This window comes from Streptomyces sp. NPDC037288 (assembly GCF_055603265.1).
In genome coordinates this window covers 268,795-294,069 of record NZ_JBVJVY010000004.1, presented here as the reverse complement: position 1 = coordinate 294,069, position 25,275 = coordinate 268,795, and the positions used below count along the sequence as shown (strand labels likewise).

Here is a 25,275-nt window from a genome sequence, read left to right as displayed (position 1 = left end):
GCATCCGCCGTCGGCGGACGCCGGCCCGTGGCTCCGGCGAGACGGGTTTGGCGACGGGACCGGGTGCTCCGTAAAATTCCCCGTTCGAAAGCGGGCGCGAGTCGGAGCGCTGCGCGGGTGATCAGGGAAGCGGCAGCGCGATGACGGTGACAGAGGACGGCTCCGTGGCCATGGAGGCCGTGGACGAGGTGGTCTACGGGCCGGGTATCGCCCCCGAGCGGCTGGCCGTCTGCCTGAGCGTGCTCGAGGAACTCGACCAGCTCGACGTCGACCACCCGGACGCGATCAAGGTCCGCCGGGCCACCTCGCATATCTACCGCACGGTCAAGCAGCGCCGCCGCCAGGAGCGCCGCGCCGCCAAGACCGCGCACGACCGTGCCGTCACCGAGGCCACGGCCACCGGTTCCGCCGAGCGCATCGACGACGAGACCGAGGGCATCCTGCCCTCCTCCAAGGTCGAGTCCGGCAAGATCGCGGGCATACTCCAGCGCCCCCGCTCCTGCTACACCTGCAAGCAGCGCTACGTCGAGGTCGACTACTTCTACCACCAGCTCTGCCAGAAGTGCGCCGCCGAGAACCGCGCCAAGCGGGACGCCCGCGCCGACCTCACCGGCAAGCGGGCCCTGCTCACCGGCGGCCGTGCCAAGATCGGCATGTACATCGCGCTGCGGCTGCTGCGCGACGGCGCGCACACCACCATCACCACGCGCTTTCCCAAGGACGCCATCCGGCGCTTCAAGGCGATGGAGGACTCGGCGGACTGGCTGCACCGGCTCGAGGTCGTCGGTATCGACCTGCGCGACCCGGCGCAGGCCGTGGCCCTGGCCGAGCAGGTCGCCGAGGCGGGCCCGCTCGACATCCTGATCAACAACGCCACGCAGACCGTACGCCGCCTGCCCTCCGCGTACGCGGCCCTGGTGGAGGGCGAGACCGCCCCGCTGCCCGCCGGTGAACTCCCCGCCCACCACGTCATCGGCGCCTTCAACTCCGGCGCCGTCGACGGCATCGCCGCGCTGCCCGGCGGCACCAGCGGCCTGGACGCCCAGAAGGTCGCCGAGCTCGCCCTCGTCGCGGGCAACGCCAGCGTCGCCCGGCACCTCGACGGGACCGCCATCGACGCCGGGGGCCTCGTGCCCGACGTCGTCGACACCAACACCTGGGTGCAGACCATCGACCAGATCTCGCCGGTCGAGCTGCTCGAGACCCAGCTGTGCAACTACACGTCCCCGTTCATCCTGATCAGCGCCCTGCGCCCGGCGATGGCGGACGCCGCGAAGAAGGCCTCCAGCGGCCGTGCGTACGTCGTCAACGTCTCCGCGATGGAGGGCGTCTTCAGCCGCGGCTACAAGGGCGCCGGGCACCCGAACACCAACGCCGCGAAGGCGGCCATGAACATGGTCACGCGGACCAGCGCCCAGGAGATGTTCGACACGGACGGCATCCTCATGACCTCCGTCGACACCGGCTGGATCACCGACGAGCGTCCGCACTACGACAAGCTGCGCCTCGCCGAGGCCGGCTTCCACGCCCCCCTCGACCTGGTCGACGGCGCCGCCCGCGTCTACGACCCGATCGTCCGCGGCGAGGCGGGCGAGGACCTGTACGGCGTCTTCCTGAAGGACTACCTGCCCGGCAAGTGGTGAGCCGGTGAAGGCGGCGGCCTCGGGGGTCAGTCGACGACGCCGAGCCTGGAGTTCCTGGCCGCCACCAGCTCCAGCACCGTGCGCCAGTCCTCCAGGACGCCCGCGTCGAAGCCCGACGTGCGGCTCTCCTCGCGGGCCTGGCGCAGCCGCAGCAGATCGTCGTCGGCGGGTGCGGTGGGGTCGCGGTCCCGGTGTACCAGCCGGAACACCCGCTCCCCGAGCAGCGAGCGCACCGCCTCGGCCGCGCCGATGTCCCGGACCAGCCCCGCCACCTGGAGCTCCTTGTCGGCGGGGCGGCTGCGGCGCAGCAGCGCGGCGGTTCGCAGCGCGTGCTGGTGCCGGCCGGCGTACAGCAGATCCATCAGCTCCTCGACGCTGCGCAGCTCCATGCGTCAGTCCTTCCGCAAGACAGCCGTTGCCGCTCATCAGCAGATCATGGCGAGCTTGCGGCCCGGCCAACGGCACTTGAACTGCACCGCGCCCGGACCGCAAGCCGGGCCGGCTCGAAGGGGTGTTCGCACCTGTGGGCCGAGTGGGTGATTCGTCATGCTGGTCGTGTGATGCGCCTAGTGCCAAATAGCTGCATATTGGGGGTCATTGAGGGGGTAATCGGCGCCCGATAGTTACACCTTGTTTGCACTCCCTATCGAGCGGCAGGCCGCTCATTTGGTTAGTCTGGAGGGGACGGACAGCAGTACGGGGTCCCACCCACACCCATCGTCCGTCCCGGGGTGAGCCGGTTGACAACGGCCTGCTCTGCACGAAGTACCGGCGCCACCGCGTCCGAACTGGCCTTCCATCCAGACCCGAGCGGGCGTCGAGTGCCGAGGCACAGGTTGTCCGGCAGGCCCTCGAGGGTGACCGACACATAAGGAGTGCGCGGTGACACCGGAGAAGACGAATCGCGAACAGCGCCCCAAGGAACGCACGGAGCGCGCGGGCAGGCGGCCCGGAGAGCTCGGCAGCCTCGACGTGTGGGCCCGTTCGGCCCCGATCCGCCTCGCGGGCTACGAGGACGACCTCGCCGAACCCCACATCCTGCCCAGCGTGGACTGACCCCCCCGGGGCCGGACCTTCGCGATCGCCGCCCGCATGGGCGTGACCTGGCAGACTCACGCCCATGCTGATCAGAGAAGCCGTGGCCGGGGACTGGCCGCGGATCTGGCCTTTCTGGCACCGGATCGTCGCCGCCGCCGAAACCTACGCCTGGGACCCGGAGACCTCCGAGGAGGACGCCCGCGCCCTCTGGATGAACCCGGCCAAGCGCGTCTACGTCGCCGAGGACGCGGCCGGAACCGTGGTCGGATCGGCCTATCTCACCCCCAACTACGGCGGACCCGCCGCCCGCGTCGCCAACGCCGGCTTCATGGTCGACCCGGACCGCACCGGCGAGGGCGTCGGCCGCGCCCTCGCCGAACACGTCCTGGCCGAGGCCAGGGCCCACGGCTACCGCGCGATGGTCTTCAACGCCGTGGTCGAGACGAACCCCGCCGTCGTCCTGTGGACCTCCCTCGGCTTCACCGTCCTCGGCACGGTCCCGGACGCCTTCGACCACCCCCGTCACGGCAGAGTGGGCCTGCACATCATGTACCGGTCACTCGCATAGGGTCGCGTTCCGCTGATCCGCCACCGGTGCCGTCCGCCGCCAGGGGCGCAGCCGCTCCAGTTCCCCGGCCACCTCCAGCAGGACGGCCTCCGAACCCGGGCGGCCCACGAGCTGTACGGCGCAGGGGGCGCCCGAGGGAAGGGCGCCGGACGGGACCGACATCGCGGGCCAGCCGGTCAGGTTCCAGGGCGGGGTGAACGGGGAGTACGCGGTGTTGGCCAGGACGTTGTGCAGCCAGCCGCGTTCGTGCCACGGGCCGGCCGCGGGGGAGTGGCGGGCCAGGGCCGGGGTGAGCAGGACGTCGTACTCGGTGAAGAAGGGCGTCAGCCGGGCGCGCAGCCGCTCCCGGCTGTCTCCCGTGCGCACCGAGCGGACGAACCGCCGGCCCACCGCCGCGTGCACCCGGGTCCGCCGGGCCAGCCGCGTCCGGTCCAGGCCCTCGGCGTCCGCGGCGGTGCCGGCCGTCCAGTGCCGCAGCGCGGTCACGCCCAGCGACAGGGGGTAGGGCGGCTCGGCCCGCCGCACGTAGTGCCCGGCCCGCAGCAGCACCCCGGCCGCCTCCCGGACCGCGGTCACGTACGGCCTGCTCACGCCGACTCCGGCGAGCGGGCTGCGCAGGGCCACGGCGATCCGCCGGGGCCCGGGCTCCTCCGCGCGGGCAATCCCGGTGTCCGCCAGGACCTCCAGCATCAGCCGCAGGTCCTCGACCGTGGTGGCGAGCGGACCGTTCTCCGCCATACCGAACCAGTCGACGCTGCCGATCCCGGCCGGCACCACTCCGTGCCCCGGCTTCAGTGTGACCAGACCGCAGTTCGCGGCCGGGATGCGCAGCGAGCCCATCCCGTCATTGCCGAGCGCGAGGGGGACGAGCCCCGCGGCCACGGCGGCCGCGCTGCCGCCGGAGGAGCCGCCCGCCGTACGGGAGCTGTCCCACGGATTGCGGGCGGTGCCGTACGGCCCCTCCGTCGTGCCGAAGACGCACAGCTCGGGCACGTTCGTCAGGCCCACGACCACGGCGCCTGCCGCCCGCACCCGGGCCACCGTGACATGGTCCTCGACGGCCGGGGTGTCGGGGGTGGCGGCGGAGCCGTGGCGGAGGGACTCACCGCGCACCGCGAGGTTGTCCTTGACGGCCACCGGCACGCCCGCGAGCGGCAGTTCGGCCAGATCGGCGCGGGAGGCCACCTCGTCGGCCTCGGCGAGCGCCGCCTCGGCCCGCACCCTCCGGAAGGCCCCGATCCGTCGGTCGAGCCGCTCGATCCGCGCGAGGTGCTCGGCCACCACCTCGCGGGGCGTCACGCGCTTCTCGCGCACGGCGGCGGCTATCTCGGCGGCGGTCCGCCCGGCCCAGTCACCCACGGGCACTCCTTCGTCGGTCGTCGGCTACTCGCTGGTACGAATCAAGGCGCAGGGAGAACTGTGCACGTCCGGACCACCCACGTCGAGAGGCCGTTCTCACCTGCGCTCCGGTCATCCGATCAATGAGTGAAATCCAGCCCCGTGCAGGCCCGTTGACAGTCTCGCAGCCCTCACACAATCATCAGACACCCGATGAATCGGAGTTAATGGGAGCCGCTCATGAGCACGTGCCCCAGACGTCTGATACTGGGCGCGGCAGCGGGCGCCACCGCCGCGGCCGCCCTGCCCCTCACCGTAACGGACGACGGCCGGCTCGTCCCGGACCCGCCGGACCGGCACACAACCGCCGTCCGGCGCGGGCCGCTTCGGCCACCGCGCTCGCCGTCACCGGCGTCCGCGCGCCAGCCCCGGCCGCGGCGGCCGAAGCCCCTGGCAACCGCATTCCGGTCAGCAAGGACGACACCGAGGCCGACCTGGTGCGCAAGGCCTCCCGAGTGCGGCCCACCGCCAGGCAGATCGCCTGGCAGCGGCTGGAACGCAACCGGTACAGATCCTTCCTGTACATACGGGCGATGTCCGACTTCACGCCCCACCTCTCCTGCATGCCGCATGACCGAACGTGCTCCAGCAGGCGCCCGATGTTACCTGTGCCGGACGTCTCCGGGACGGCAAACGGGGGACCGGCGGGCCCTCACACCTTCCGGGCCGCCGCCGTGCTGCCCCGTACCGTCAGGCGCGGTACCGGTACGCGTACGGCCCGCGCCGAACCCCCGTCCAGCAGGGTCGTCAGCTCCCGTGCCGCCGTGCGCCCGAACTCCGCGCTGTCGCGGGAGAGGGCGGAGAGCCACGGTTTGACCATGCGGCACAGGGCTGAGTCCTCCCAGGAGACGACGGAGACGTTATCCGGTACCGCGTAGCCGAGTTCGGCCGCTGCCGCGACGCCGGCCACCGCCATCACGTCGTTGTCGTAGATCAAGGCCGTCGGGGCAGGGGCGGTGCGCAGTACGCAGCGGGTCACGGCCGCGCCCTCCGCGTCGGAGTAGTCGGTGGTGACCGAGCGGACCTCGGTCAGTCCGCGCCGGTCGGCCTCGGCGCGCAGGGTCCGGATGCGGCGCTGGGTGTGCGCGAGGCCGGGCAGCCCGGCGATGTGGACGATCCGGCGGTGGCCGAGTGCCGTCAGCTCGTCGACCACGGAAGCCATGGCGCCCGCGTCGTCCGCCCAGACGCTGGACAGCCCGGGGTGGCGTTCGTCGGGTGCGCCGCCGATCACCACGGCGGGCAGCCCGAGTTCGTCCAGCAGGCCGGGGCGCGGGTCGTCGGCGCGCGGGTCGACGACCAGGACGCCGTCCACCCGGTGCTCGGCCCACCAGCGCCGGTACACCGCGCACTCGTCGGCCACGTCCTCCACCACCTGGAACAGCAGGCCCAGGTGGCGCTCGGCCAGCACCTCCTGGATGCCGGAGACGAGCTGGAGGAAGAAGGAGTCGACGCCCAGTGTGTCCGCCGGTCGGGCCAGCACGAAGCCGACCGTGGCCGCACCCTCGCCGGACAGGGCGCGGGCCGCCGCGCTGGGCCGCCAGCCCAGCTGCTCCGCGACCCGGCGGACCCGGGCACGGGTGCTCTCGGAGACGCCGGGGCGGCCGTTGAGGGCGAAGGAGACCGCGCTCTCGGAGACTCCGGCGCGGCGCGCGATGTCCTTCATCGTCGGCCGGCGCGCGGGTGATCGCTTCGACGCCATGTCATCCCTCGTCTCACCGAAGAGCTAATGCGCTTGAGTGCGATGACCCTAAAGCGCATTAGTGACAGGGGCAAGATCTCGTTCTGCCTGGCGGTGACCTGGACTAATGAAGAGCGGATTTCTTTAGCTGGGAACCGCGCATTGACTTTCTCCGAACGGCCCGGGCAGGGTCGCTGCCATCACAGCCGCCGACACCGCAAGGGAGCCGTGTCACCGTGCCCACATCCCGCAGAGCCCTCGCCGCCGCCGCCTTCCTCGCCCTCGCCCTGCCGCTGAGCGCCTGCGGCTCGGGCGGTGACGACGGCGGCTCGACCGACGCCTCGGGCAAGGTCGAGGGCGACATCACCTTCCAGACCTGGAACCTGCGCGCGAACTTCAAGCCGTACTTCGAGGGCCTCATAGCCGACTTCGAGAAGAAGTACCCCGGCACTCATGTGAAGTGGGTCGACCAGCCCGCCGAGGGCTACCCCGACAAGCTGAGCGCCGACGCGGGCGGCGGCACCCTGCCCGACGTCGTCAACGTCTCCCCGGACCTGGTCGCCCCGCTGGCCAGGGCCGGGCTGGCCCTCGACCTGGACAAGGCCGCGGCCACGTACAGGTCCGAGTACCTGGACGGCGCCTGGGCCGGCCACCAGGTGCCCGGCCTGAGCGGCACGTACGCCTTCCCCTGGTACCTGAACACCGGCCCGCTCTTCTACAACAAGGCACTGTTCACCCAGGCCGGGCTGAACCCCGACCAACCGCCGAAGACGTACGGTGAACTCTTCGCCGACGCCCTGCAGATGGCGAAGAAGAGCGGCGGCAAGGTCGCCACCCTCGCCAACGTGCCCACCATCGAGGACTTCGGGCGCTACGGCGTGACCCTGATGAACAAGCAGGGCACCGCCTTCGCCTTCAACGACGCCAGGGGAGTCGAACTCCTCACCAGGTACAAGCAGTTGTACGACGCCAAGGCCCTCGATCCGCAGGCGCTCACCGCGACCCCGGAGTCCTCCGGCAAGAAGTTCCTCACCCAGGCCGTCGCCATGAACCCCGGCAGCGCCCTCGACCTCGACAACTTCAAGAAGAACGCGCCCGGTCTCTACAAGAACATCGGCATCACCGACCAGATCACCAGCACCGGGCACGTCAACATGTACGTGATGGGAGTGATGGTCAACTCCCGCACCCACCACACCCCGGCCGCCGTCGCCTTCGCCCACTTCGTCACCGACGCGCGCAACCAGATGTCGTTCGCCAAGAAGGTCGCCATCTTCCCGAGCACCGCAGGCTCCCTGAACGACCCGTACTTCACCAAGGAGGACGGCACCGACGAGACCCGGGTGCGCATCGCCGCGGCCAAGTCCCTGAAGACCGCGGTCAACTACACGCCCGTGCTGTTCAGCGACCAGATGAAGACCGCACTGCGCAACGAGGTCGCCAAGGCGCTGCAGGGCAAGGAGAGCCCCCGGCAGGCCCTCGACAACGCTGTCAACGCCGCCAACCGCCTCCTGGCACAGGGCTGACCGCGTGGCCGGGCCCCTCCGCATCAGACGCCAACTGCCCTTCAGCCCCTGGCTGTTGGCCGCACCAGGACTGCTGATCACCGGCGCGTTCGTGCTCTACCCGTTCGTCTCCACGCTGGTGAACTCCTTCACCGACCGCCGCACCCTGCTGCCCGGCCACTTCGTGGGCCTCGCCAACTTCCGCGAGCTCCTCCACGACGACATGTTCTGGACCGGTCTGCGCAACAGCACGCTGTACATCGTCGGAGTCGTACCCGCCCTGGTCGTCCTGCCGCTGCTGCTGGCCCTGCTGGTGCAGAAGAACATCCCCGGCATCACCTTCTTCCGCTCCGCCTTCTACACCCCGGTCGTCGCCTCGATCGTGGTGGTGGGGCTGATCTGGGTGTGGCTGCTGGACGAACGCGGCCTGGTCGACTCGCTGCTGCAGACCGTCGGGATCGGCCGGGTCGGCTTCCTCAGCGACCAGTGGCTGCTCCTGCTGAGCGCGATGGCCGTCACGGTGTGGAAAGGCCTCGGCTACTACATGATCATCTATCTGGCCGCGCTCGCGAACGTGCCGCGCGAGCTGCACGAGGCCGCCGCCGTGGACGGCGCCGGACCGGTGCGCCGCTTCTTCTCGGTCACCGTGCCCGCCGTGCGCTCCACCATGGTGCTGGTCGCCGCGCTCTCCTCGGTCGCCGCCTTCAAGGTGTTCTCCGAGGTCTACCTGATGGCCGGCCCGAGCGGAGGCCCGGCCGGCGAGGACACCACGCTCGTCATGCTCGTCCAGCGCACCGGCACCGGCCTGACCGGCCGCGTCGGCTACGCCTCCGCGCTCTCGGTCGTCGTGTTCGTCGTCACCGTCGCGCTGATGCTGCTCGTGCTGCGCGCCGACCGAAGGGAGGAGCTGTGAGCGTCCTGGAGAAGGTACGGCCCGAGCGGGCCGTCGCCCCCGAGCGGGAGCCGCGCGTCACCGACCAGCACGGCCGCCGCGTCCGCACCGGCGAGCTGGTCTGGCGCTACCTGCTGCTCCTCGCCGTCCTCGCGCTGACCGTCGGCCCGTTCCTGTGGCAGCTGGCCACCTCCCTGAAGGGTCCGACGGAGGACATCTACAGCTCACCGCCGAGCTTCCTGCCGGCCCACCCGACCCTGCACAACTACACGCGCGTCGCCGACACCATCCCCGTCTGGGACTACGCCCTGAACTCCCTGAAGGTCGCCACCGCCAACGTCGTCACCAACTGCGTCGGCTCGGCACTCGCCGGGTACGCCCTGGCCCGGCTGCGCTTCTACGGCCGGCGCGTGACCACGCTGGTGTTCGTGCTGGCGATGCTCGTGCCCGTCGAGGGCATCGTCATCGCCCAGTTCACCACCATGCGTGAACTCGGCCTGAACAACACCCTCGTCGGCGTCGTCCTGCCCGGCGCCATCGGCGCGATGAACGTGCTGCTGATGCGCAACGCGTTCCGCAACCTGCCGTACGAGATCGAGGAGGCGGCCTACGTCGACGGCGCGAACGTCTGGCAGCGGTTTCTGCGTGTCGCCCTGCCCTCGGTGAAGGGGACGCTGGCCGTCGTTGCGATCTTCGCCTTCATGGGCGCGTGGGACGACTTCCTGTGGCCGCTGATCGTGCTCAGCGACCCGTCCAAGTTCACCCTGACCATCGGCCTCAACTACCTGCACGGCACCTTCGCCAACGACGAACGCCTGGTCGCCGCAGGCACCGTGATCGCCGTGGCCCCGCTGATCACGCTGTTCGCCTGCCTCCAGCGGTACTTCTTCCGCGGGGTCGGCGAGGGCGCCGTCAAGGGCTGACCATCCGTACGCCACAAGGACACCCATGCCTCCTGCCGTGCGCTTCGGCGTCAACTACACCCCGAGTGAAGGGTGGTTCCACCACTGGCTCGACTTCGACCTCGACTCCGTGCGCGCCGACCTCGACGCGATCGCCGCACTCGGCCTCGACCACATCCGTGTCTTCCCGCTGTGGCCCTACTTCCAGCCCAACCGCACGCTGATCCGTCCGCGCGCCGTCGAGCAGCTGGTGGCCCTCGCCGACGCTGCCGCCGAACGCGGTCTCGACGTCAACGTGGACGGGCTGCAGGGCCACCTGAGCAGCTTCGACTTCCTGCCCGCGTGGACGCGCACCTGGCACCGGCGCAACCTCTTCACCGACCCGGACGTCGTCGACGGCCAGGCCGCCTACCTGCGCACCCTCGCCGCCGCCCTCGCCGACCGGCCCCACTTCATCGGCATGACCGTCGGCAACGAGGTCAACCAGTTCGCCGCGAGACCCCACCCCGACCCCGACCGCATCACCGCCGAGGAGGCCGAGCGGTGGCTCGTACGGATGCTGGCCGCCTGCACCGAGGGCGCCCCGGGCCGGCTCCATCTGCACGCCTCCTACGACGCCGCCTGGTACCAGGACGACCAGCCCTTCACCCCCGGCCACTCCGCCCGCCTCGGTGACGTCACCGCCGTGCACTCCTGGGTGTTCAACGGCACCGCCCAGCGGCACGGCCGTACCTCCGTGCCGGCCGAACACCACGCCGCCTACCTGGCCGAACTGAGCAAGGCCTGGGCGGACACACCCCACCGGCCGGTGTGGCTCCAGGAGGTCGGCGCACCCGCGCCGCTCGTGCCCGCCGAGCACGCCGCCGCCTTCGCCGAGGCGACCGTCGCCCACGCCCTCGACTGCCCCGACCTGTGGGGCGTCACCTGGTGGTGCTCCCACGACGTCTCGCGCGACCTCGCCGACTTCCCCGAACTCGAATACGGGCTCGGTCTGTTCACCGACGGCCGGCGGCCCAAGGACATCGCGCGCGTCCTGGCCGGTGCGGCTCGCCGACCGCACCCGGCCCCCGCCGTGCGCACGACGGCCCTCGTCGTCCCCGACGATCCCGGCCGCCGCTCCCGCTGCGCCCCCGGCGGAGCCGTCTTCGACGCCTTCTTCCGGCTCGTCGCCGACGGCGCCCGCCCCACCACCGTCCTGGACACGCGCACGGACGACAAGGACCACCTCGCCGCGCGCGGCATCACCGAAGTCGTCACTCCCGACCAGGTACTCCCCACCCCACCCGGAGGCACCCGCCCGTGAACCCCACCAGACGCACGGTCCTGATCGCCGGTGCCGCCGCGGCCCTGCTGCCCACGCCCTCGACGGCCGCCCCCGGGCCGACGGCCGCCGCTGCGCCGTACGCCTCCTACTGGTACCCGGACTCCCTCCCCTCCGGCAGTCCGGGCAGCGGCATCACCTGGCGCAGCCTGAAGAGCTGGCGCGCGGCCGACGACCCCGACCTCGCCTTCAACGCCGCGTCCATGCCGCTCGCCGCCCGCTTCACCCCGCCCCCGGCGAACCCCACCGCCCGCTCGGGCCAGGCCCGCATCCAGGCCCTGGTCTCCTTCGCACCGACGTCGAGCAATCCCTCCCAGGGCTCGGCCACCGCCGACTTCTACGCCCTCACCCACTGGGCATATCTGGACGAGCTGGTCTTCTGGGGCGGCTCGGCCGGCGAGGGCCTGATCCTCGCGCCCAACGCGCCGGTCGTGGACGCGGCCCACCGGCACGGCGTCCCGGTGCTGGGCACCGTCTTCCTGCCCCCGGTGGCGTACGGCGGGCAGCTGCGGTGGACCCGGGACCTGGTGCAGAAGGACGCCGCGGGACATCACCCGCTCGCCGCGCAGCTCGTCGCGGTCGCGGCGGCCTACGGCTTCGACGGCTGGTTCCTGAACGCCGAGACCGACGGCGGGAACACCGCGCTGGGGCAGGCCATGCTCGGCTTCGTCAAGGAGCTGAAGGCGCGCGCGACGGCCAAGGGACAGCGGGTGACCTGGTACGACGCGATGACCGTGAACGGCACGGTCGGCTGGCAGGGCGCGCTGGACAGCCAGAACCAGGCGCTCTTCCAGGCCGCCGACGACATGTTCGTCGACTTCCGGTGGAGCGCGGCCACGCTGGCGGCCTCCGGCACGAAGGCAGGCCGGCTCGGCCGCAGCCGGTACGAGTTGTGGGCGGGCGTCGACGTGGAGTCGAACGGGTCCGGTACGTCCGTGGACTGGGACGCGATCGTCCCGGCCGGCACCCCGCACGTCACCTCGATCGGCTTCTACCGCCCGGAGTGGACCCGCAACCACCTGCCCGCAGGCCAGCGCGCCCCCGGGGACTTCCACGCCGCCGACGACCGGTTCTGGACCGGGCGGTCGCTGGACCCGTCCCGTCCGGATCCGGGCGATCCGTGGCGGGCGCCCGCGGCGTCGGTCGCCGACCGCTCGACGGTGACCTCGCTGCCGTTCGCCACCGTGTTCAACACCGGGCACGGACTGCGCTGGTACGAGGACGGGGCGGTCACCTCGGACGCGGCCTGGAACCACCTCGGGCTCCAGGACCGGCTGCCGGCGCGGCGGTGGGTGGTGCGCACGGCGGGGGAGCGGCCGGCGGTCTCCTTCGACTTCGCCGATGCCTGGCGGGGCGGGAGCAGTGTGCTGGTGGACGGTGAACTGGATCGACCCGCCGTGCTGGACCTGTACGCGACACGGTTGCCGATCGGTGTGAACACCGTTGTCGAGCTGACGTTCCGGACCGATGCCGGCGCTGTGAACGCCGAACTGGCGGTGGCGACGGCCGAGCCCGGCGCGCCAGGGGCGACTCCGCCGTACACCACTCTGGCTGTGAACCCGGTCCACAGGCATGGCACCGTGCATTCGGTCAACGGCTGGCAGACCGTGACCGTCCCGCTCACCGGGCTGACCGGCACCGTGCACGCCCTCGGTGTCCGGCTCACCGCCACCGAGGGCCCGGTGCGCTGGCGCCTGGGCGGCCTCGCCGTCCGGGACGCCGTCACCGCCCCCGCCGCCCCCAAGGGCGCCCGCGTCACCGCGGCGAGCGGCGGCGACCTCCGCCTCGCCTGGAACGCCGCCCCGGGCGCCGTCCGCCACTACGAGCTGCACCGCCTCCTGCCCGACGGCACCCGCCGCTTCCTCGGCGGCACCTGCCAGCGCGCCTACCACCTCACCGGCCTGCGGCCCGAACAGGGAGAATCCGCCGCACGGTTCGAACTGCGCACGGTGGGGGAGCTCTACAACGCCTCGGCCCCCGTGACCGTCACCCACACCTGGTAATCACCCGGAACCCGCAGGGAGCACCCCGTATGCATGACGACCGCACTCTGGTGGAAGCCCGCCTCAGGCGCGTCCTCGACGAACGCATCCGCCCCGCCGTGTACCCCGAGTCCGTGCCGCTCCAGGTCGCGGTGTGGCATGCGCCCGGCGAGCCGGTGCCGGTCGCGGAGGGGCTCGCCGCCGAGCCGGAACCGATCGGGGCCGGCGCCCGCTGGGGTGCTCCCTGGGGCACGAGCTGGTTCCGGGTGACCGGGACCGTGCCCGGGGCATGGGCCGGGAAGACCGTCGAGGCCCTGCTCGACCTGGGCTTCGACGAGAACATGCCCGGCTTCCAGTGCGAGGGCCTGGTCTACCGGCCCGACGGCACCCCGGTGAAGGGCCTGAACCCGCGCAACCAGTGGGTGCGCATCGGCGCGCCCGCCGAGGGCGGCGAGGAGGTGCGCCTGCACATCGAGGCCGCCTCCAACCCGGTCATCCTCGACTACCACCCCTTCCTGCCCACGCAGCTCGGCGACCGGGAGACGGCCGGCAGCGAACCGCAGTACACCCTGACCCGCATGGACCTGGCCGTCTTCGACGAGTCGGTGTGGCAGCTGGTCATGGACCTGGAGGTGCTCGGTGAGCTGATGGCCGAGCTGCCCGTGGACTCCGCGCGCCGGTACGACGTCCTGCGCGCCGTCGAGCGGGCCCTGGACGCCGTCGACCTGCAGGACGTGAACGGCACGGCGGACCGGGCCCGGGAGCGGCTCACCGGTGTGCTGTCGGCCCCCGCCGTACCGTCCGCGCACCGGATCAGCGCCGTAGGGCACGCGCACATCGACTCGGCGTGGCTGTGGCCGCTGCGCGAGACGGTGCGCAAGGTGGCCCGCACGACCTCCAACATGACCGCGCTGATCGAGGACGAGCCGGAGTTCGTCTTCGCCATGTCCCAGGCGCAGCAGTGGGCGTGGGTGAAGGACCACCGGCCCGAGGTGTGGGCGCGGGTGAAGAAGGCCGTCGCCGAGGGGCGGTTCGTGCCGGCCGGCGGGATGTGGGTGGAGTCGGACACCAACATGCCGGGCTCGGAGGCGATGGCCCGGCAGTTCGTGCACGGCAAGCGGTTCTTCCTCGACGAGTTCGGCATCGACAACGAGGAGGCGTGGCTGCCCGACACCTTCGGCTTCGCCGCGGGCCTGCCGCAGATCATCAAAGCCGCCGGCTCGAAGTGGCTGCTGACGCAGAAGATCTCCTGGTCGCGGACGAACGCGTTCCCGCACCACACCTTCTGGTGGGAGGGCATCGACGGCACCCGGATCTTCACCCACTTCCCGCCCGTCGACACCTACAACTGCTCCATGAAGGGCAGCGAAATCGCCCACGCGGCACGGAACTTCAAGGACAAGGGCCGGGCCCGGCACTCGCTCGCACCCACCGGCTGGGGCGACGGAGGCGGCGGCACGACCCGCGAGATGGTCGCCAAGGCGGCCCGGCTGCGCGACCTGGAGGGCTCGGCGACCGTCGCCTGGGAAACGCCCCGCGCCTTCTTCGAGAAGGCCGAGGCCGAGTACCCCGAACCGCCGGTCTGGGCGGGCGAGCTGTACCTCGAACTGCACCGCGCCACCCTCACCAGCCAGGCGAAGACCAAGCAGGGCAACCGGCGCAGCGAACACCTGCTCCGCGAGGCGGAACTGTGGGCGGCCACCGCCGCCGTACGCACCGGATCCCCCTACCCCTACGAGGAGTTGGACCGCATCTGGAAGACGGTCCTGCTGCACCAGTTCCACGACATCCTGCCCGGCTCCTCGATCGCCTGGGTGCACCGGGAGGCCCGGGCGACGTACGAGCGGATCGCCGGCGAGCTGAACGGGATCATCGAAGCCGCCCAGCGCGCCCTGGCGGGCGAGGGCACGACCCCTCTCGTCTTCAACGCGGCCCCGCACCCCCGCACCGGCGTGCCCGCCGCAGGCGCGGGAACGCCGTACCCGGACGGTGCGACGACGCTCGTGCCGCGCCCGGACGGCGCACACGTTCTGGACAACGGCCTGCTGCGGGTCGAGATCGACGCCCGGGGCCTGGTCGTCTCCGCCCACGACATCGGGGCCGACCGCGAGACGATCGCCCCCGGCGGCGCCGCGAACCTCCTCCAGCTGCACCCCGACTTCCCGAACATGTGGGACGCCTGGGACGTGGACGAGTTCTACCGGAACACGGTCACGGACCTCACGGACGCGGACGAGGTGAGCGCCGGGGAGGACGGGATCTCGGTGCGGATCGTCCGCTCCTTCGGCGACTCCCGCGTCACCCAGGTGCTGTCCCTGCCGCCGGGGGAGCGGCGCCTGGTGCTGGACACGGAGGTCGACTGGCACGAGACGGAGAAGTTCCTGAAGCTGGCCTTCCCCCTCGACCTGCACGCCGAACGGTACGCGTCCGAGACCCAGTTCGGGCACGCCTTCCGGCCGACGCACACCAACACCTCCTGGGAGGCGGCCAAGTTCGAGGCGTGCAACCACCGATTCGTCCACCTGGAGGAGCCCGGCTGGGGCGTGGCGGTCGTCAACGACTCGACGTACGGCCACGACGTGACCCGCACGGTGCGCACCGGAGGCGACCGCGGTACGACGACCACGCTCCGTGTCTCCCTCCTGCGGGCCCCGCGCTTCCCCGACCCCGAGACCGACCAGGGCGTCCACCGCTTCCGGCACGCCCTGGTCCCCGGTGCCTCGATCGCCGACGCGGTCCGCGAGGGCTGGCGCATCAACCTGCCCGAACGGCACCTGACCGGCTCCCACGAGGTCACCCCGCTGGTCACCGTCGACAACGACGCCGTCGTGATCACGGCGGTCAAACTCGCCGACGACGGCAGCGGTGACGTGGTGGTCCGCTTCCACGAGGCCCACGGCGGCCGCGCCCGCGCCACCCTCACGGCCGGCTTCGAGTTCACGGACGTCACGGTGACGGACCTGCTGGAGCGACCGGGCGGCGACACCGCGCCGCCGGCGCGGGACGGCGACCGCGTCACCGTACGGCTGCGGCCGTTCGAACTGGTGACCCTGAGGCTGCGCAGGGCGTGAACCCGAGGTGGGCAAGGGCCCCCGGCGCGGCCGTCCTTGCCCACCTCGGGGCTTTCCCCGGCGCGGGCACGGCCGCGATGATGTGCCGATGAGGCGAAGAAGGGTCCCCGACAGTTCCTGGGCCGCAGAGCCGGATCCCCTGCTGGCCCTCGTCCGAAGGGACGTGGCGTTCTACACGAGGGCCTCTGACCGGGCCAGGCGGCTGCACCACGTCACCGAGCTCGGCGCTCTCCTCACCACGTCGGTGACGGTCGTGGCGGCCGGCCTGCACGCTCCCGCCTGGCTGACCGCGCTGATCGCGGGCGGCGCCGTCCTCTTCACCGGCCTGCGTCAGCTGTACGGCGCCGGCGCGCGCTGGGTACTGGCCGCGCAGGCGCGGGAGTCGTTGCGCCGGGCACTCGACCGCTATCTGCTCCTGCCCGAGGCCGAACGTGACGCAGCGGCCCGGCGGGCGCTGCAGACGGTGGTCGAGGAGGTCGGCGCGAACGAGCTGCGCGCCTGGTCCGAGGCGCAGAGCGGGCGCCCGGAACCGCCCGTGCCCTCGGTGGGAGCCTGACCGAGGGGGCGGTCAGGGCCCCAGCTGCGTCCTGAGCCACTCCTCCACCTCGCCCACATGGGCCGCTGCCGCCGCCCGTGCCGCCTCCGGGTCGCGGGCGGTGAGGGCGCGGTGGATGGCGGCGTGTTCACGGCGGGTGCGGGTGAAGGCGCCCTCCTCCTGGTAGCCGCGCCACACGCGGGCGCGGAAGGTGCGCGAGGACAGGCCCTCCAGGATCGCGGCCATGGTCTCGTTGCCCGCCGCGGCGGCGATCTCGCGGTGGAAGGCGAGGTCGTGCGCGAGGATCTCCTCGGGGTCGTCGGTGGCGTTCATCGCCGCCAGGTGCTTCCCAACGGCGGCCAGCTGGCCCTCGGTGATGCGGGCCGCGGCCAGTGCGGTCGCCGTCGACTCCAGGACGCGCCGCACCTCCAGGAGCTCCACCAGACGCGGGCCCCGGGACAGGTCCGCGACCACCCCGAAGGTCTCCAGCAGATCGCCGGCCTCCAGTGCGGTGACGTAGATCCCCGAGCCGTGCCGGGCCTCCAGGACGCCCATCACGGTCAGCGCGCGGATCGCCTCCCGCATCGAGCTGCGCGAGATGCCCAGCCGCGCGGCGAGATCCCGCTCGGTGGGCAGTCGCTGGCCCGGATCCAGCCGGCCCTCGGCGATCATCGCCTTGATCTCCTCGATGGCGCGCTGGGTCACCGTGCCCTTCTGCGGCACTTCCTCCTCGCCCACGCCACTCCTCCGCTCCCCGGGTGCGCCGCAGTCTAACCAGCCAAGTGGTCCGACCACTACACCCTGAGCCCCGCAATTTCCGTGCACGAGGGTGTCGACGCGGCTTATTGGTCTGATAAGTATGCGGCGTCTGCTCGAACACCCTCGACGAGGAGCCGCGAGATGCCCGCCAGCACTGTCAGGAAGCGCAGCAGGTCCCGGATCATCGGCGCGGCGGCTCTGGCCGCCGGCGCCTCGCTCCTGCTCGCCGCGTGCGGCAGCACCAAGGACACCGCGGGCACGGGCGGCGGCACCGGCAGGGTCGGTGTGATCCTGCCGCTGCTGACCTCGCCGTTCTGGCAGTCGTACAACGACTACGTGCCCAAGATGGCGGGGTCCGAGGGCGTCGAGGTGCTGAAGACGGTCAACTCCAACAGCGACCCGTCGCAGCAGATCACCGACATCGACAACGAACTCAACCAGGGAGTCAAGGGGTTGGTCGTCGCCCCGCTGGACAGCGCCGCCGTCCAGGCCGGACTGGACCAGGCCGAACGCAAGGGCGTCCCCGTGGTCGCCGTGGACGTCGCACCCGACAAGGGCAAGGTCGCCATGGTGGTGCGCGCCGACAACGTGGCCTACGGCGAGAAGGCCTGCGACTACCTCGGACAGCACCTCGGCAGCGGCAAGGTCGTGCAGATCATGGGCGACCTGGCCTCGGTCAACGGCCGCGACCGCTCCGAGGCCTTCCGCTCCTGCGTGAGGAAGAAGTACCCGAAGCTGGAGGTGCTGGAGATCCCCGCCAAGTGGGAGTCCGACACCGCCGCCGCCAAGCTGGACACACTCCTCAACGCCAACCCCGACATCAAGGGCATCTACCTGCAGGCCGGCGGCGTCTATCTCGCACCCACCCTGCAGACCCTGAAGTCCAAGAACATGCTGAAACCGGCCGGACACCAGGGGCACATCGCCATCGTCTCCAACGACGGCATCCCGCAGGAGTTCGACGCCATCCGCAAGGGCCAGATCGACGCCACGGTCTCCCAGCCCGCCGACGCCTACGCCAAGTACGGCCTGTACTACATCAAGGCGGTGATGGCCGGGAAGACGTTCAGGCCCGGCCCGACCGACCACGGCTCCACGATCGTCCGGCTGCCCAGCGGGATCCTCGAGGACCAGTTGGCCGCGCCGCTGGTCACCCAGGCCAACGTCGACGATCCCAAGCTGTGGGGTAACGCCGTCAAATGACCACGCCCCAGGTCAGCCGCCTCGGCATCCCACTGGTCGAAGCCGAAGGCATCGTCAAGCGGTACGGCCCCACCCTCGCCCTCGCCGACGGCCGGCTCACCGTCCTGCCCGGCGAGTCGCACGCCCTGGTCGGCCGCAACGGCGCCGGCAAGTCCACCCTGGTCCACGTGCTCACCGGGCTCCAGGCACCGGACGCGGGCACCGTCCGCTTCGACGGCGAGCCCGCGCCGCCGCTCGCCGACCGGGACGCCTGGCGCCGCAAGGTCGCCTGCGTCTACCAGAAACCGACGGTCGTGCCGGAGCTGACGGTCGCCGAGAACCTGTTCCTCAACCGGCAGCCGACCGGCCGCGGCGTCATCAGCTGGCGCCGGCTGCGCCGCGAGGCCACCGAACTCCTCGCCACCTGGGACGTGCGCGTCGACCCCGAGGCGCGCACCGCCGACCTGAGGGTCGAGGACCGCCAGATGGTCGAGATCGCACGGGCCTTGAGCTTCGGCGCGCGGTTCATCGTGCTGGACGAACCCACGGCCCAGCTCGACAACCGGGAGATCGAGCGGCTGTTCACCCGCATGCGCTCCCTGCAGGACTCCGGCGTCACCTTCCTGTTCATCTCCCACCACCTCCAGGAGGTGTACGAGGTCTGCCAGACGGTCACCGTGCTGCGCGACGCCCGCTGGATCACCACCGCGCCCGTCACCGACCTGCCGAAGGCGGCGCTGGTGGAGGCCATGGCAGGGGAGTCCGTCGCCGAGCAGGCCGCACACGGCAGGGGAGCCGGCACCGGCGCGCCCGTGCTGCTGGAGGCACACGGGCTCACCTCACCGGCGTACGAGAACGTCGACCTCGCCGTCCGCCGTGGCGAGGTCGTCGGACTCGCCGGCTCCAGCGGCAGCGGCAAGACCGAGCTGGCCGAGTCCTTCGCCGGACTGCACACACCGACCGCGGGCACCGCCCGTCTGGACGGTGAGCGGCTGCCGTTCGGTGACGTACGGGGCGCCCTGCGGGCCGGTGTCGGCTGTGTGCCGCGCGACCGGCACGAGCAGGGACTGGTGTCCGGCATGAGCATCGGCGACAACGCCACGCTGAGCGCCCTGGACCGGCTCGGCCGGGCCGGTTTCGTCGCCACCGGGACAAGGCGCCGCTTCGCCGCCGAACTGATCGACCGCCTCGGCATCCACACCGAGGGCCCCGACCAGGCCGTGTCCGACCTGTCCGGCGGCAACGCCCAGAAGGTGGTCATGGCCCGCGCCCTCGCCACCGACCCGCGCCTGCTGGTGCTGATCAACCCCACGGCCGGCGTCGATGTGAAGTCCAAGGAGTCACTGCTCGCGCGCATGGACAGCGCCCGCGACGACGGCACCGCCGTCCTCGTCGTCTCCGACGAACTCGACGACCTGCGCCGCTGCGACCGCGTCCTCGTCCTCTTCCACGGCCGTGTCGTCGCCGAGCACCCGGCCGGCTGGCGCGACCACGAGCTGATCGCCTCCATCGAGGGAGTTGACCATGGCTGACACCCGGGCCGCCACGCCGCTCGCGCCCACGAAGACCCCGGACACCCAGTCGGCCAGGACCGTATTGCTGCGCCGGGCCCGCGAACTCGCCCTGGTACCCGCACTGTTGCTGCTCATGGTGCTCGGCGCGGCGGTCAACGACTCGTTCCTCACCGAGCGGAACCTGATCTCGATCCTCGGCGCCTCCGCCGCGCTCGCGCTGGTCGTCCTCGCCGAGTCCCTCGTGCTGATCACCGGCAGGTTCGACCTGTCCCTGGAGTCGGTGGTCGGCATCGCACCCGCGATCGGCGCCCTGCTGGTGCTGCCCGCGAGCCAGTCCGGGTGGGGCACCGGCTTCCCGGCCGCGCTCGCCCTGCTCGCGATCCCCGCGGCCGGCGCGGCCATCGGCGCCTTCAACGGCGTCCTCGTCGTGAAGTTCCGGCTCAACGCCTTCATCGTCACCCTCGCGATGCTCATCGTCCTGCGCGGCCTGCTGGTCGGCGCCACCAAGGGAAAGACGCTGTTCGGCATGCCCGACAGCTTCTACTCCCTGGCCACCACCACCTTCCTGAACGTCCCGCTGTCGGTGTGGCTCGCCGCGGTCGCCTTCGCGGTCGCCGGATTCGTGCTGAAGTACCACCGCACCGGCCGCGCCCTGTACGCGATCGGCGGCAACGCGGACGCCGCCCGCGCGGCCGGCGTCCGCGTGGACCGGGTCATGCTCGGCGTGTACGTCGTCGCGGGCGTGCTCGCCTCCGTCGGCGGCCTGCTGCAGACCGGCTACGTCGGCGCGATCAGCGCCAACCAGGGCCAGAACATGATCTTCACCGTGTTCGCGGCCGCGGTGATCGGCGGCATCAGCCTGGACGGCGGCAAGGGCACCATGTCCGGCGCCCTGACCGGGGTCCTCCTCCTGGGCGTCGTACAGAACCTGCTCACCCTCGCCCAGGTCCCCTCGTTCTGGATCCAGGCCATCTACGGCGGGATCATCCTCGTCGCCCTCGTGATCGCGCGCGTGACGACGGGCCGCGCCCAGGACTGACGCCCACTCAATTCACCGTCGCCGAAAGGACTTCTGTGCCCCAGGCCCCCGCCCGCGTCACCGCGGTCGACACCCACGACATCCGCTTCCCCACCTCGCGCGAGCTGGACGGCTCCGACGCGATGAACCCGGACCCCGACTACTCGGCGGCCTACGTCGTGCTGCGCACCGACGCCGCCGACGGGCACGAGGGACACGGGTTCGCCTTCACCATCGGGCGGGGCAACGACGTCCAGGTCGCCGCGATCGACGCGCTGCGGGACCATGTGCTCGGCCGTGACGTGGCGCAGCTGTGTGCCGATCCCGGCTCGCTGTTGCGGGACCTGATCGGCGACAGCCAGCTGCGCTGGCTCGGTCCCGAGAAGGGCGTGATGCACATGGCGGTCGGAGCCGTCGTCAACGCCGTCTGGGACCTCGCCGCCCGACGGGCCGGCAAACCGCTGTGGCAGCTGCTCGCCGACGCCGAACCCGAGTGGCTGGTCGGGCAGATCGACTTCCGGTACATCGCGGACGCGCTCACCCCGGAAGAGGCCCTGGACCTGCTCAGGCACGGGAGAGCAGGCGCCGGGGAGCGCCGCGCGCGGCTGCTGGAGCGTGGCTACCCCGCCTACACCACCTCCCCGGGCTGGCTCGGCTACGACGACGACAAGCTCGGCCGGCTCGCCGCGCAGGCCGTCGCCGACGGCTTCACGCAGATCAAGCTGAAGGTCGGCGCCGACCTCGACGACGACATCCGGCGCTGCCGGGTCGCCCGCGCGGTCCTCGGACCGGACGTCCGGCTCGCCGTCGACGCCAACCAGCGCTGGAACGTGGACGAGGCGATCCGCTGGACCAAGGCCCTCACCGAGTTCGGCCCGTACTGGATCGAGGAGCCCACCAGCCCCGACGACGTCCTCGGCCATGCCACGATCCGCCGCGCCGTCGCTCCGGTGAAGGTCGCCACCGGCGAACACGTGCACAACCGGATCGTGTTCAAGCAGCTGCTCCAGGCGGACGCCCTCGACATCGTCCAGATCGACGCGGCCCGCGTCGCCGGTGTCAACGAGAACCTCGCCATCCTGCTGCTCGCCGCCAGGTTCGGCGTCCCGGTCTGCCCGCACGCGGGCGGGGTCGGCCTGTGCGAACTCGTCCAGCATCTGTCGATGTTCGACTACCTGGCGGTCTCCGGCACCACCGAGGACCGGGTCATCGAGTACGTCGACCACCTCCACGAGCACTTCGTCACCCCGGTCGTCATCCGCGACGGCCACTACACCGCGCCCACCGCGCCCGGCTTCTCCGCCGCCCTGCACCCGGAGGCCCTCGCGCGGTACACCTTCCCCGGCGGCACCTACTGGGCCGCCGACCCCGCCACCCGGAAGGGACAGGCCGCATGAGCGACTTCGAGGGCCTCAGGGCCCTGGTCACCGGCGGCGCGTCCGGCATCGGCCGGGCCACCGCCGACCTCCTGGCCCACCGCGGCGCCCGGGTCGCCGTCCTCGACCGGGACACCACGGGCGTCGACAGGCCGCTCCTCGCCCACCGCGCCGACGTCACCGACGACGCCTCGGTCCGCGCGGCCGTCGAGCGCGCCGCCGGGGACCTGGGCGGCCTGGACGTGCTGGTCAACAACGCCGGGACCGGCGCCCAGGGCACCGTCGAGGACAACGACGACACCGAGTGGCGGCACGTCTTCGACGTCAACGTCCTCGGCATGGTCCGCACAGCCCGCGCCGCCCTCCCGCACCTGCGCCGCTCGGACCACGCCGTGATCGTCAACACCTGCTCCATCGCCGCCACCGCCGGCCTGCCCCAGCGCGCCCTGTACAGCGCCACCAAGGGCGCCGTGTACTCCCTGACCCTCGCCATGGCCGCCGACCACGTCCGCGAGGGCATCCGCGTCAACTGCGTGAACCCCGGTACGGTGGACACCCCGTGGATCGGCCGGCTGCTGGACGCGGCTCCCGACCCGGCCGCCGAACGCGCCGCCCTGGCGGCCCGCCAGCCCACCGGACGCCTGGTCTCCGCCGCCGAAGTGGCGGGCGCCATCGCCTACCTGGCCAGCCCCCTGTCCGGCGCCACCACCGGTACCGCCCTCGCCGTCGACGGCGGCATGCAGGGTCTGAGGCTCAGGCCGGTGGGCCGGTGAGGAGGCTCGGCCGCAGCGGCGTCGAGGTCACCCCGCTCGGCTTCGGCGCCGCCGCCCTCGGCAACCTCTACACCCCGCTGGACGACGAGCAGGCCCACGACGCCGTGAGCGCCGCCTGGCAGCGCGGCATCCGGTACTTCGACACGGCCCCGCACTACGGCCTCGGCCTGTCCGAACGCCGGCTCGGCGCGGCCCTGCGGGCCTACGACCGCGCCCACTACACGGTGTCCACCAAGGTCGGCCGCCGCCTCGAACCCGCCGACGGCACGGGCGACGACCTCGCCCACGGTTTCGCCGTACCCGCCACCCACCGCCGCGTCTGGGACTTCACCGCCGACGGTGTCCGCCGCACCCTGGAGGCGAGCCTGGAGCGCCTCGGCCTGGACCGGGTCGACGTCGTGTACCTGCACGATCCCGACGACCACGCCGAGCAGGCGTTCCGCGAGGGCTACCCGGCCCTGGAGAAACTGCGCGCCGAAGGCGTCGTCGGCGCGATCGGCGCCGGCATGAACCAGACCGGGATGCTCAGCCGGTTCGTCCGCGACACCGACGTGGACGTGGTCCTGTGCGCGGGCCGCCACACCCTGCTCGACCAGAGCGCCGGGACCGAACTGCTGCCCACGGCCGCCGGGCACGGGGTGTCGGTGGTCGTCGGCGGTGTCTTCAACTCGGGCCTGCTGGCGGACCCGGGCCCCGGGTCGGCGTACGACTACACCCGGGCGCCACAGGAGGTGCTGAACCGCGCCCTGCGCATGAAGGCGGTCGCCGAACGGCACGGCATCACCCTGCGCGCCGCCGCACTGGCCTTCTCCGCCGCCCACCCGGCTGTCGCCTGCGTCCTGCCCGGGCCCCGTTCCGCTGCCGAAGTCCACGACTGCGCAGAGCAGTTCGCGGCCCCGGTTCCGCCGCAGTTCTGGCAGGCGCTGCGGGAGTCCGGACTGCTGCCCCGACAGGAGGGCCCCGTATGAGAATCGCCCTGCACACCAAGGTCCGCGCCGACCGGATCGCCGCGTACGACGCGGCCCACCGCGAGGTCCCGAAGGAACTCACCGAGGCCATCCGCGCCGCCGGCGCCACTTCATGGACCATCTGGCGCAGCGGCACCGAGCTGTTCCACCTCCTCGAATGCGAGGACTACGCCCGCCTCCTCGCCGAACTGGAGCAGCTGCCGGTCAACGTGGCCTGGCAGGCCCGCATGGCCGAACTGCTCGACGTGGTGCACGACTACTCCGGAGGCGGCACCGACGCCGGGCTGCCCGTCGTCTGGGAGCTGCCGTGACCGTCGACGCCCACCACCACGTCTGGGACCTCTCGGTACGGGACCAGTACTGGATCCCCGCACACAGCCCGCTCAGACGCGACTTCACCCTCGAAGACCTCGAACCGCAGGCCCGCGCGGCCGGAGTGGACCGTACGGTCCTCGTCCAGACGGTCACCGTCCCGGAGGAGACCCCGGAGTTCCTGGCCCTGGCGGCCGGGCACGACCTGGTCGCGGGCGTCGTGGGCTGGACCGACCTCACCCGCCCGGACGTGGCCGACGAACTGGCCCGGCTATGCGAACTCCCCGGCGGAGCCTTCCTGAAGGGCATCCGGCACCAGGTCCAGAGCGAGCCGGACCCGCAGTGGCTGCTGCGGAAGGACGTACGGCGAGGGCTCGCGGCCGTGGCGGCGGCGGGACTGGTCTACGACCTGGTCGTCCTGCCCCACCAGCTCCCGGCCTGCGCCGAGGCCGCCGCGTCTCTTCCTCAACTGACCTTTGCCCTGGACCACTTGGGCAAGCCGCCGATCGCCTCGCGGGAACACGAACCCTGGGCGTCCGGCCTGCGCGCACTCGCCGCCCTCCCCAACACCGTCGCCAAACTCTCCGGCCTGGTCACGGAGGCCGACCCCGCCGCCTGGACCCTCGCCGACCTGCGGCCGTACACGGACACGGCCCTGGAGGCCTTCGGCCCCGACCGCCTGATGTACGGCTCCGACTGGCCGGTGTGCACACTGACGGCCACCTACAGCGAAGTGCATGCCGCCGCAGCCGAGTCGACCGCCGGCCTCGGCGAGACGGAACGCCACGCTCTCTTCGAGGGCACCGCCACCGCCGTCTATGGTCTGTGAGGTCACAATGG

At 71.9% G+C, this 25,275-nt stretch carries 22 protein-coding genes; 18 read left to right on the top strand and 4 right to left on the bottom strand.

Translation table 11 applies throughout. The features are described 5' to 3' along the window. The first annotated feature begins 140 nt into the window (after positions 1–140). Positions 141–1,643 carry an SDR family NAD(P)-dependent oxidoreductase gene (locus ACZ7GZ_RS07265; protein ID WP_471021680.1) on the top strand — a complete coding sequence of 501 codons (1,503 nt, stop codon included), beginning with the start codon at positions 141–143 and terminating at the stop codon, positions 1,641–1,643. Positions 1,644–1,669: 26 nt separating this feature from the next. Here the strand turns inward: ACZ7GZ_RS07265 and ACZ7GZ_RS07260 are convergent, their stop codons facing one another. After that, positions 1,670–2,032, bottom strand: coding sequence for a hypothetical protein (locus tag ACZ7GZ_RS07260; protein WP_471021679.1), 363 nt, complete (start codon positions 2,030–2,032; stop codon positions 1,670–1,672). Between the two features lie 493 nt (positions 2,033–2,525). Between ACZ7GZ_RS07260 and ACZ7GZ_RS07255 the strand changes: the two genes are divergently transcribed. Continuing rightward, the gene (locus tag ACZ7GZ_RS07255) at positions 2,526–2,699 is read left to right on the top strand and encodes a hypothetical protein (protein ID WP_106980896.1); all 174 of its coding nucleotides are present in this window, start codon (positions 2,526–2,528) and stop codon (positions 2,697–2,699) included. 64 nt (positions 2,700–2,763) lie between these two features. After that, entirely contained in the window at positions 2,764–3,249 is a 486-nt protein-coding gene (locus ACZ7GZ_RS07250; RefSeq protein WP_471021678.1) for a GNAT family N-acetyltransferase, read from the top strand. Here ACZ7GZ_RS07250 and ACZ7GZ_RS07245 read toward each other — a convergent pair. Together ACZ7GZ_RS07245 and ACZ7GZ_RS07240 are read right to left on the bottom strand one after the other, a co-directional pair. After that, the gene (locus tag ACZ7GZ_RS07245; protein WP_471021677.1) at positions 3,238–4,608 is read right to left on the bottom strand and encodes an amidase; all 1,371 of its coding nucleotides are present in this window, start codon (positions 4,606–4,608) and stop codon (positions 3,238–3,240) included. The genes ACZ7GZ_RS07250 and ACZ7GZ_RS07245 overlap by 12 nt on opposite strands. A 691-nt stretch (positions 4,609–5,299) precedes the next feature. Then, a complete protein-coding gene (locus ACZ7GZ_RS07240; RefSeq protein WP_471021676.1) occupies positions 5,300–6,346 on the bottom strand; it encodes a LacI family DNA-binding transcriptional regulator in 1,047 nt (348 codons plus the stop codon). A 215-nt stretch (positions 6,347–6,561) separates the two neighbouring features. Here ACZ7GZ_RS07240 and ACZ7GZ_RS07235 point away from each other — a divergent pair, with 215 nt between their 5' ends. From ACZ7GZ_RS07235 to ACZ7GZ_RS07205, 7 genes are all read left to right on the top strand, one after another. Beyond that, positions 6,562–7,851: an ABC transporter substrate-binding protein gene (locus ACZ7GZ_RS07235; RefSeq protein ID WP_471021675.1), complete on the top strand. Its 1,290-nt coding sequence runs from the start codon at positions 6,562–6,564 to the stop codon at positions 7,849–7,851. Then, complete coding sequence (locus ACZ7GZ_RS07230; RefSeq protein ID WP_471021754.1) at positions 7,814–8,743, top strand: carbohydrate ABC transporter permease; 930 nt, start codon at positions 7,814–7,816, stop codon at positions 8,741–8,743. The genes ACZ7GZ_RS07235 and ACZ7GZ_RS07230 overlap by 38 nt, the downstream gene beginning before the upstream one ends. Next, on the top strand, positions 8,740–9,645 hold the full coding sequence (locus ACZ7GZ_RS07225; protein WP_471021673.1) for a carbohydrate ABC transporter permease: 906 nt from the start codon (positions 8,740–8,742) through the stop codon (positions 9,643–9,645). The genes ACZ7GZ_RS07230 and ACZ7GZ_RS07225 overlap by 4 nt, the downstream gene beginning before the upstream one ends. Before the next feature lie 25 nt (positions 9,646–9,670). Next, on the top strand, positions 9,671–10,927 hold the full coding sequence (locus ACZ7GZ_RS07220) for a glycoside hydrolase 5 family protein (RefSeq protein WP_471021672.1): 1,257 nt from the start codon (positions 9,671–9,673) through the stop codon (positions 10,925–10,927). Then, positions 10,924–12,948 (top strand): endo-beta-N-acetylglucosaminidase, encoded by a 2,025-nt coding sequence (locus tag ACZ7GZ_RS07215; RefSeq protein WP_471021670.1) that lies wholly within the window; start codon positions 10,924–10,926, stop codon positions 12,946–12,948. The genes ACZ7GZ_RS07220 and ACZ7GZ_RS07215 overlap by 4 nt, the downstream gene beginning before the upstream one ends. Positions 12,949–12,977: 29 nt before the next feature. After that, entirely contained in the window at positions 12,978–15,998 is a 3,021-nt protein-coding gene (locus tag ACZ7GZ_RS07210) for an alpha-mannosidase (RefSeq protein WP_471021669.1), read from the top strand. A gap of 88 nt (positions 15,999–16,086) precedes the next feature. Continuing rightward, positions 16,087–16,554, top strand: a complete 468-nt coding sequence (locus ACZ7GZ_RS07205; RefSeq protein ID WP_471021668.1) for a DUF4231 domain-containing protein — start codon at positions 16,087–16,089, stop codon at positions 16,552–16,554. A gap of 12 nt (positions 16,555–16,566) precedes the next feature. Here ACZ7GZ_RS07205 and ACZ7GZ_RS07200 read toward each other — a convergent pair whose 3' ends face one another. Continuing rightward, positions 16,567–17,271 (bottom strand): FadR/GntR family transcriptional regulator, encoded by a 705-nt coding sequence (locus ACZ7GZ_RS07200; protein ID WP_471021666.1) that lies wholly within the window; start codon positions 17,269–17,271, stop codon positions 16,567–16,569. Positions 17,272–17,433: 162 nt separating this feature from the next. Here ACZ7GZ_RS07200 and ACZ7GZ_RS07195 point away from each other — a divergent pair, with 162 nt between their 5' ends. From ACZ7GZ_RS07195 to ACZ7GZ_RS07160, 8 genes are read left to right on the top strand one after another with little or no spacing between them, the layout of a single operon-like run. After that, positions 17,434–18,495, top strand: a complete 1,062-nt coding sequence (locus tag ACZ7GZ_RS07195; protein WP_471021665.1) for a sugar ABC transporter substrate-binding protein — start codon at positions 17,434–17,436, stop codon at positions 18,493–18,495. Beyond that, the gene (locus tag ACZ7GZ_RS07190; RefSeq protein WP_471021664.1) at positions 18,492–20,006 is read left to right on the top strand and encodes a sugar ABC transporter ATP-binding protein; all 1,515 of its coding nucleotides are present in this window, start codon (positions 18,492–18,494) and stop codon (positions 20,004–20,006) included. The genes ACZ7GZ_RS07195 and ACZ7GZ_RS07190 overlap by 4 nt, the downstream gene beginning before the upstream one ends. Further along, a complete protein-coding gene (locus ACZ7GZ_RS07185) occupies positions 19,999–21,027 on the top strand; it encodes an ABC transporter permease (protein WP_471021662.1) in 1,029 nt (342 codons plus the stop codon). Before ACZ7GZ_RS07190 ends, ACZ7GZ_RS07185 begins: the two co-directional genes overlap by 8 nt. A 35-nt stretch (positions 21,028–21,062) precedes the next feature. Continuing rightward, the gene (locus ACZ7GZ_RS07180) at positions 21,063–22,403 is read left to right on the top strand and encodes an L-fuconate dehydratase (protein ID WP_471021661.1); all 1,341 of its coding nucleotides are present in this window, start codon (positions 21,063–21,065) and stop codon (positions 22,401–22,403) included. Continuing rightward, the gene (locus tag ACZ7GZ_RS07175) at positions 22,400–23,155 is read left to right on the top strand and encodes an SDR family NAD(P)-dependent oxidoreductase (protein ID WP_471021659.1); all 756 of its coding nucleotides are present in this window, start codon (positions 22,400–22,402) and stop codon (positions 23,153–23,155) included. The genes ACZ7GZ_RS07180 and ACZ7GZ_RS07175 overlap by 4 nt, the downstream gene beginning before the upstream one ends. Then, positions 23,152–24,123: an aldo/keto reductase gene (locus ACZ7GZ_RS07170; RefSeq protein ID WP_471021658.1), complete on the top strand. Its 972-nt coding sequence runs from the start codon at positions 23,152–23,154 to the stop codon at positions 24,121–24,123. The genes ACZ7GZ_RS07175 and ACZ7GZ_RS07170 overlap by 4 nt, the downstream gene beginning before the upstream one ends. Next, positions 24,120–24,434: an L-rhamnose mutarotase gene (locus tag ACZ7GZ_RS07165; RefSeq protein WP_471021657.1), complete on the top strand. Its 315-nt coding sequence runs from the start codon at positions 24,120–24,122 to the stop codon at positions 24,432–24,434. Before ACZ7GZ_RS07170 ends, ACZ7GZ_RS07165 begins: the two co-directional genes overlap by 4 nt. Beyond that, a complete protein-coding gene (locus ACZ7GZ_RS07160; protein ID WP_471021656.1) occupies positions 24,431–25,264 on the top strand; it encodes an amidohydrolase family protein in 834 nt (277 codons plus the stop codon). The genes ACZ7GZ_RS07165 and ACZ7GZ_RS07160 overlap by 4 nt, the downstream gene beginning before the upstream one ends. The last annotated feature ends 11 nt before the right edge of the window (positions 25,265–25,275 follow it).

What these genes read in the sequence shown, in the direction of transcription:
- ACZ7GZ_RS07240 (WP_471021676.1), bottom strand. Translation starts at nt 6,346, where the DNA reads ATGGCGTCGAAGCGATCACCCGCGCGCCGGCCGACGATGAAGGACATC.
- ACZ7GZ_RS07165 (WP_471021657.1), top strand. Translation starts at nt 24,120, where the DNA reads ATGAGAATCGCCCTGCACACCAAGGTCCGCGCCGACCGGATCGCCGCG.
- ACZ7GZ_RS07260 (WP_471021679.1), bottom strand. Translation starts at nt 2,032, where the DNA reads ATGGAGCTGCGCAGCGTCGAGGAGCTGATGGATCTGCTGTACGCCGGC.
- ACZ7GZ_RS07175 (WP_471021659.1), top strand. Translation starts at nt 22,400, where the DNA reads ATGAGCGACTTCGAGGGCCTCAGGGCCCTGGTCACCGGCGGCGCGTCC.
- ACZ7GZ_RS07265 (WP_471021680.1), top strand. Translation starts at nt 141, where the DNA reads ATGACGGTGACAGAGGACGGCTCCGTGGCCATGGAGGCCGTGGACGAG.
- ACZ7GZ_RS07220 (WP_471021672.1), top strand. Translation starts at nt 9,671, where the DNA reads ATGCCTCCTGCCGTGCGCTTCGGCGTCAACTACACCCCGAGTGAAGGG.
- ACZ7GZ_RS07250 (WP_471021678.1), top strand. Translation starts at nt 2,764, where the DNA reads ATGCTGATCAGAGAAGCCGTGGCCGGGGACTGGCCGCGGATCTGGCCT.
- ACZ7GZ_RS07190 (WP_471021664.1), top strand. Translation starts at nt 18,492, where the DNA reads ATGACCACGCCCCAGGTCAGCCGCCTCGGCATCCCACTGGTCGAAGCC.
- ACZ7GZ_RS07185 (WP_471021662.1), top strand. Translation starts at nt 19,999, where the DNA reads ATGGCTGACACCCGGGCCGCCACGCCGCTCGCGCCCACGAAGACCCCG.
- ACZ7GZ_RS07210 (WP_471021669.1), top strand. Translation starts at nt 12,978, where the DNA reads ATGCATGACGACCGCACTCTGGTGGAAGCCCGCCTCAGGCGCGTCCTC.
- ACZ7GZ_RS07195 (WP_471021665.1), top strand. Translation starts at nt 17,434, where the DNA reads ATGCCCGCCAGCACTGTCAGGAAGCGCAGCAGGTCCCGGATCATCGGC.
- ACZ7GZ_RS07205 (WP_471021668.1), top strand. Translation starts at nt 16,087, where the DNA reads ATGAGGCGAAGAAGGGTCCCCGACAGTTCCTGGGCCGCAGAGCCGGAT.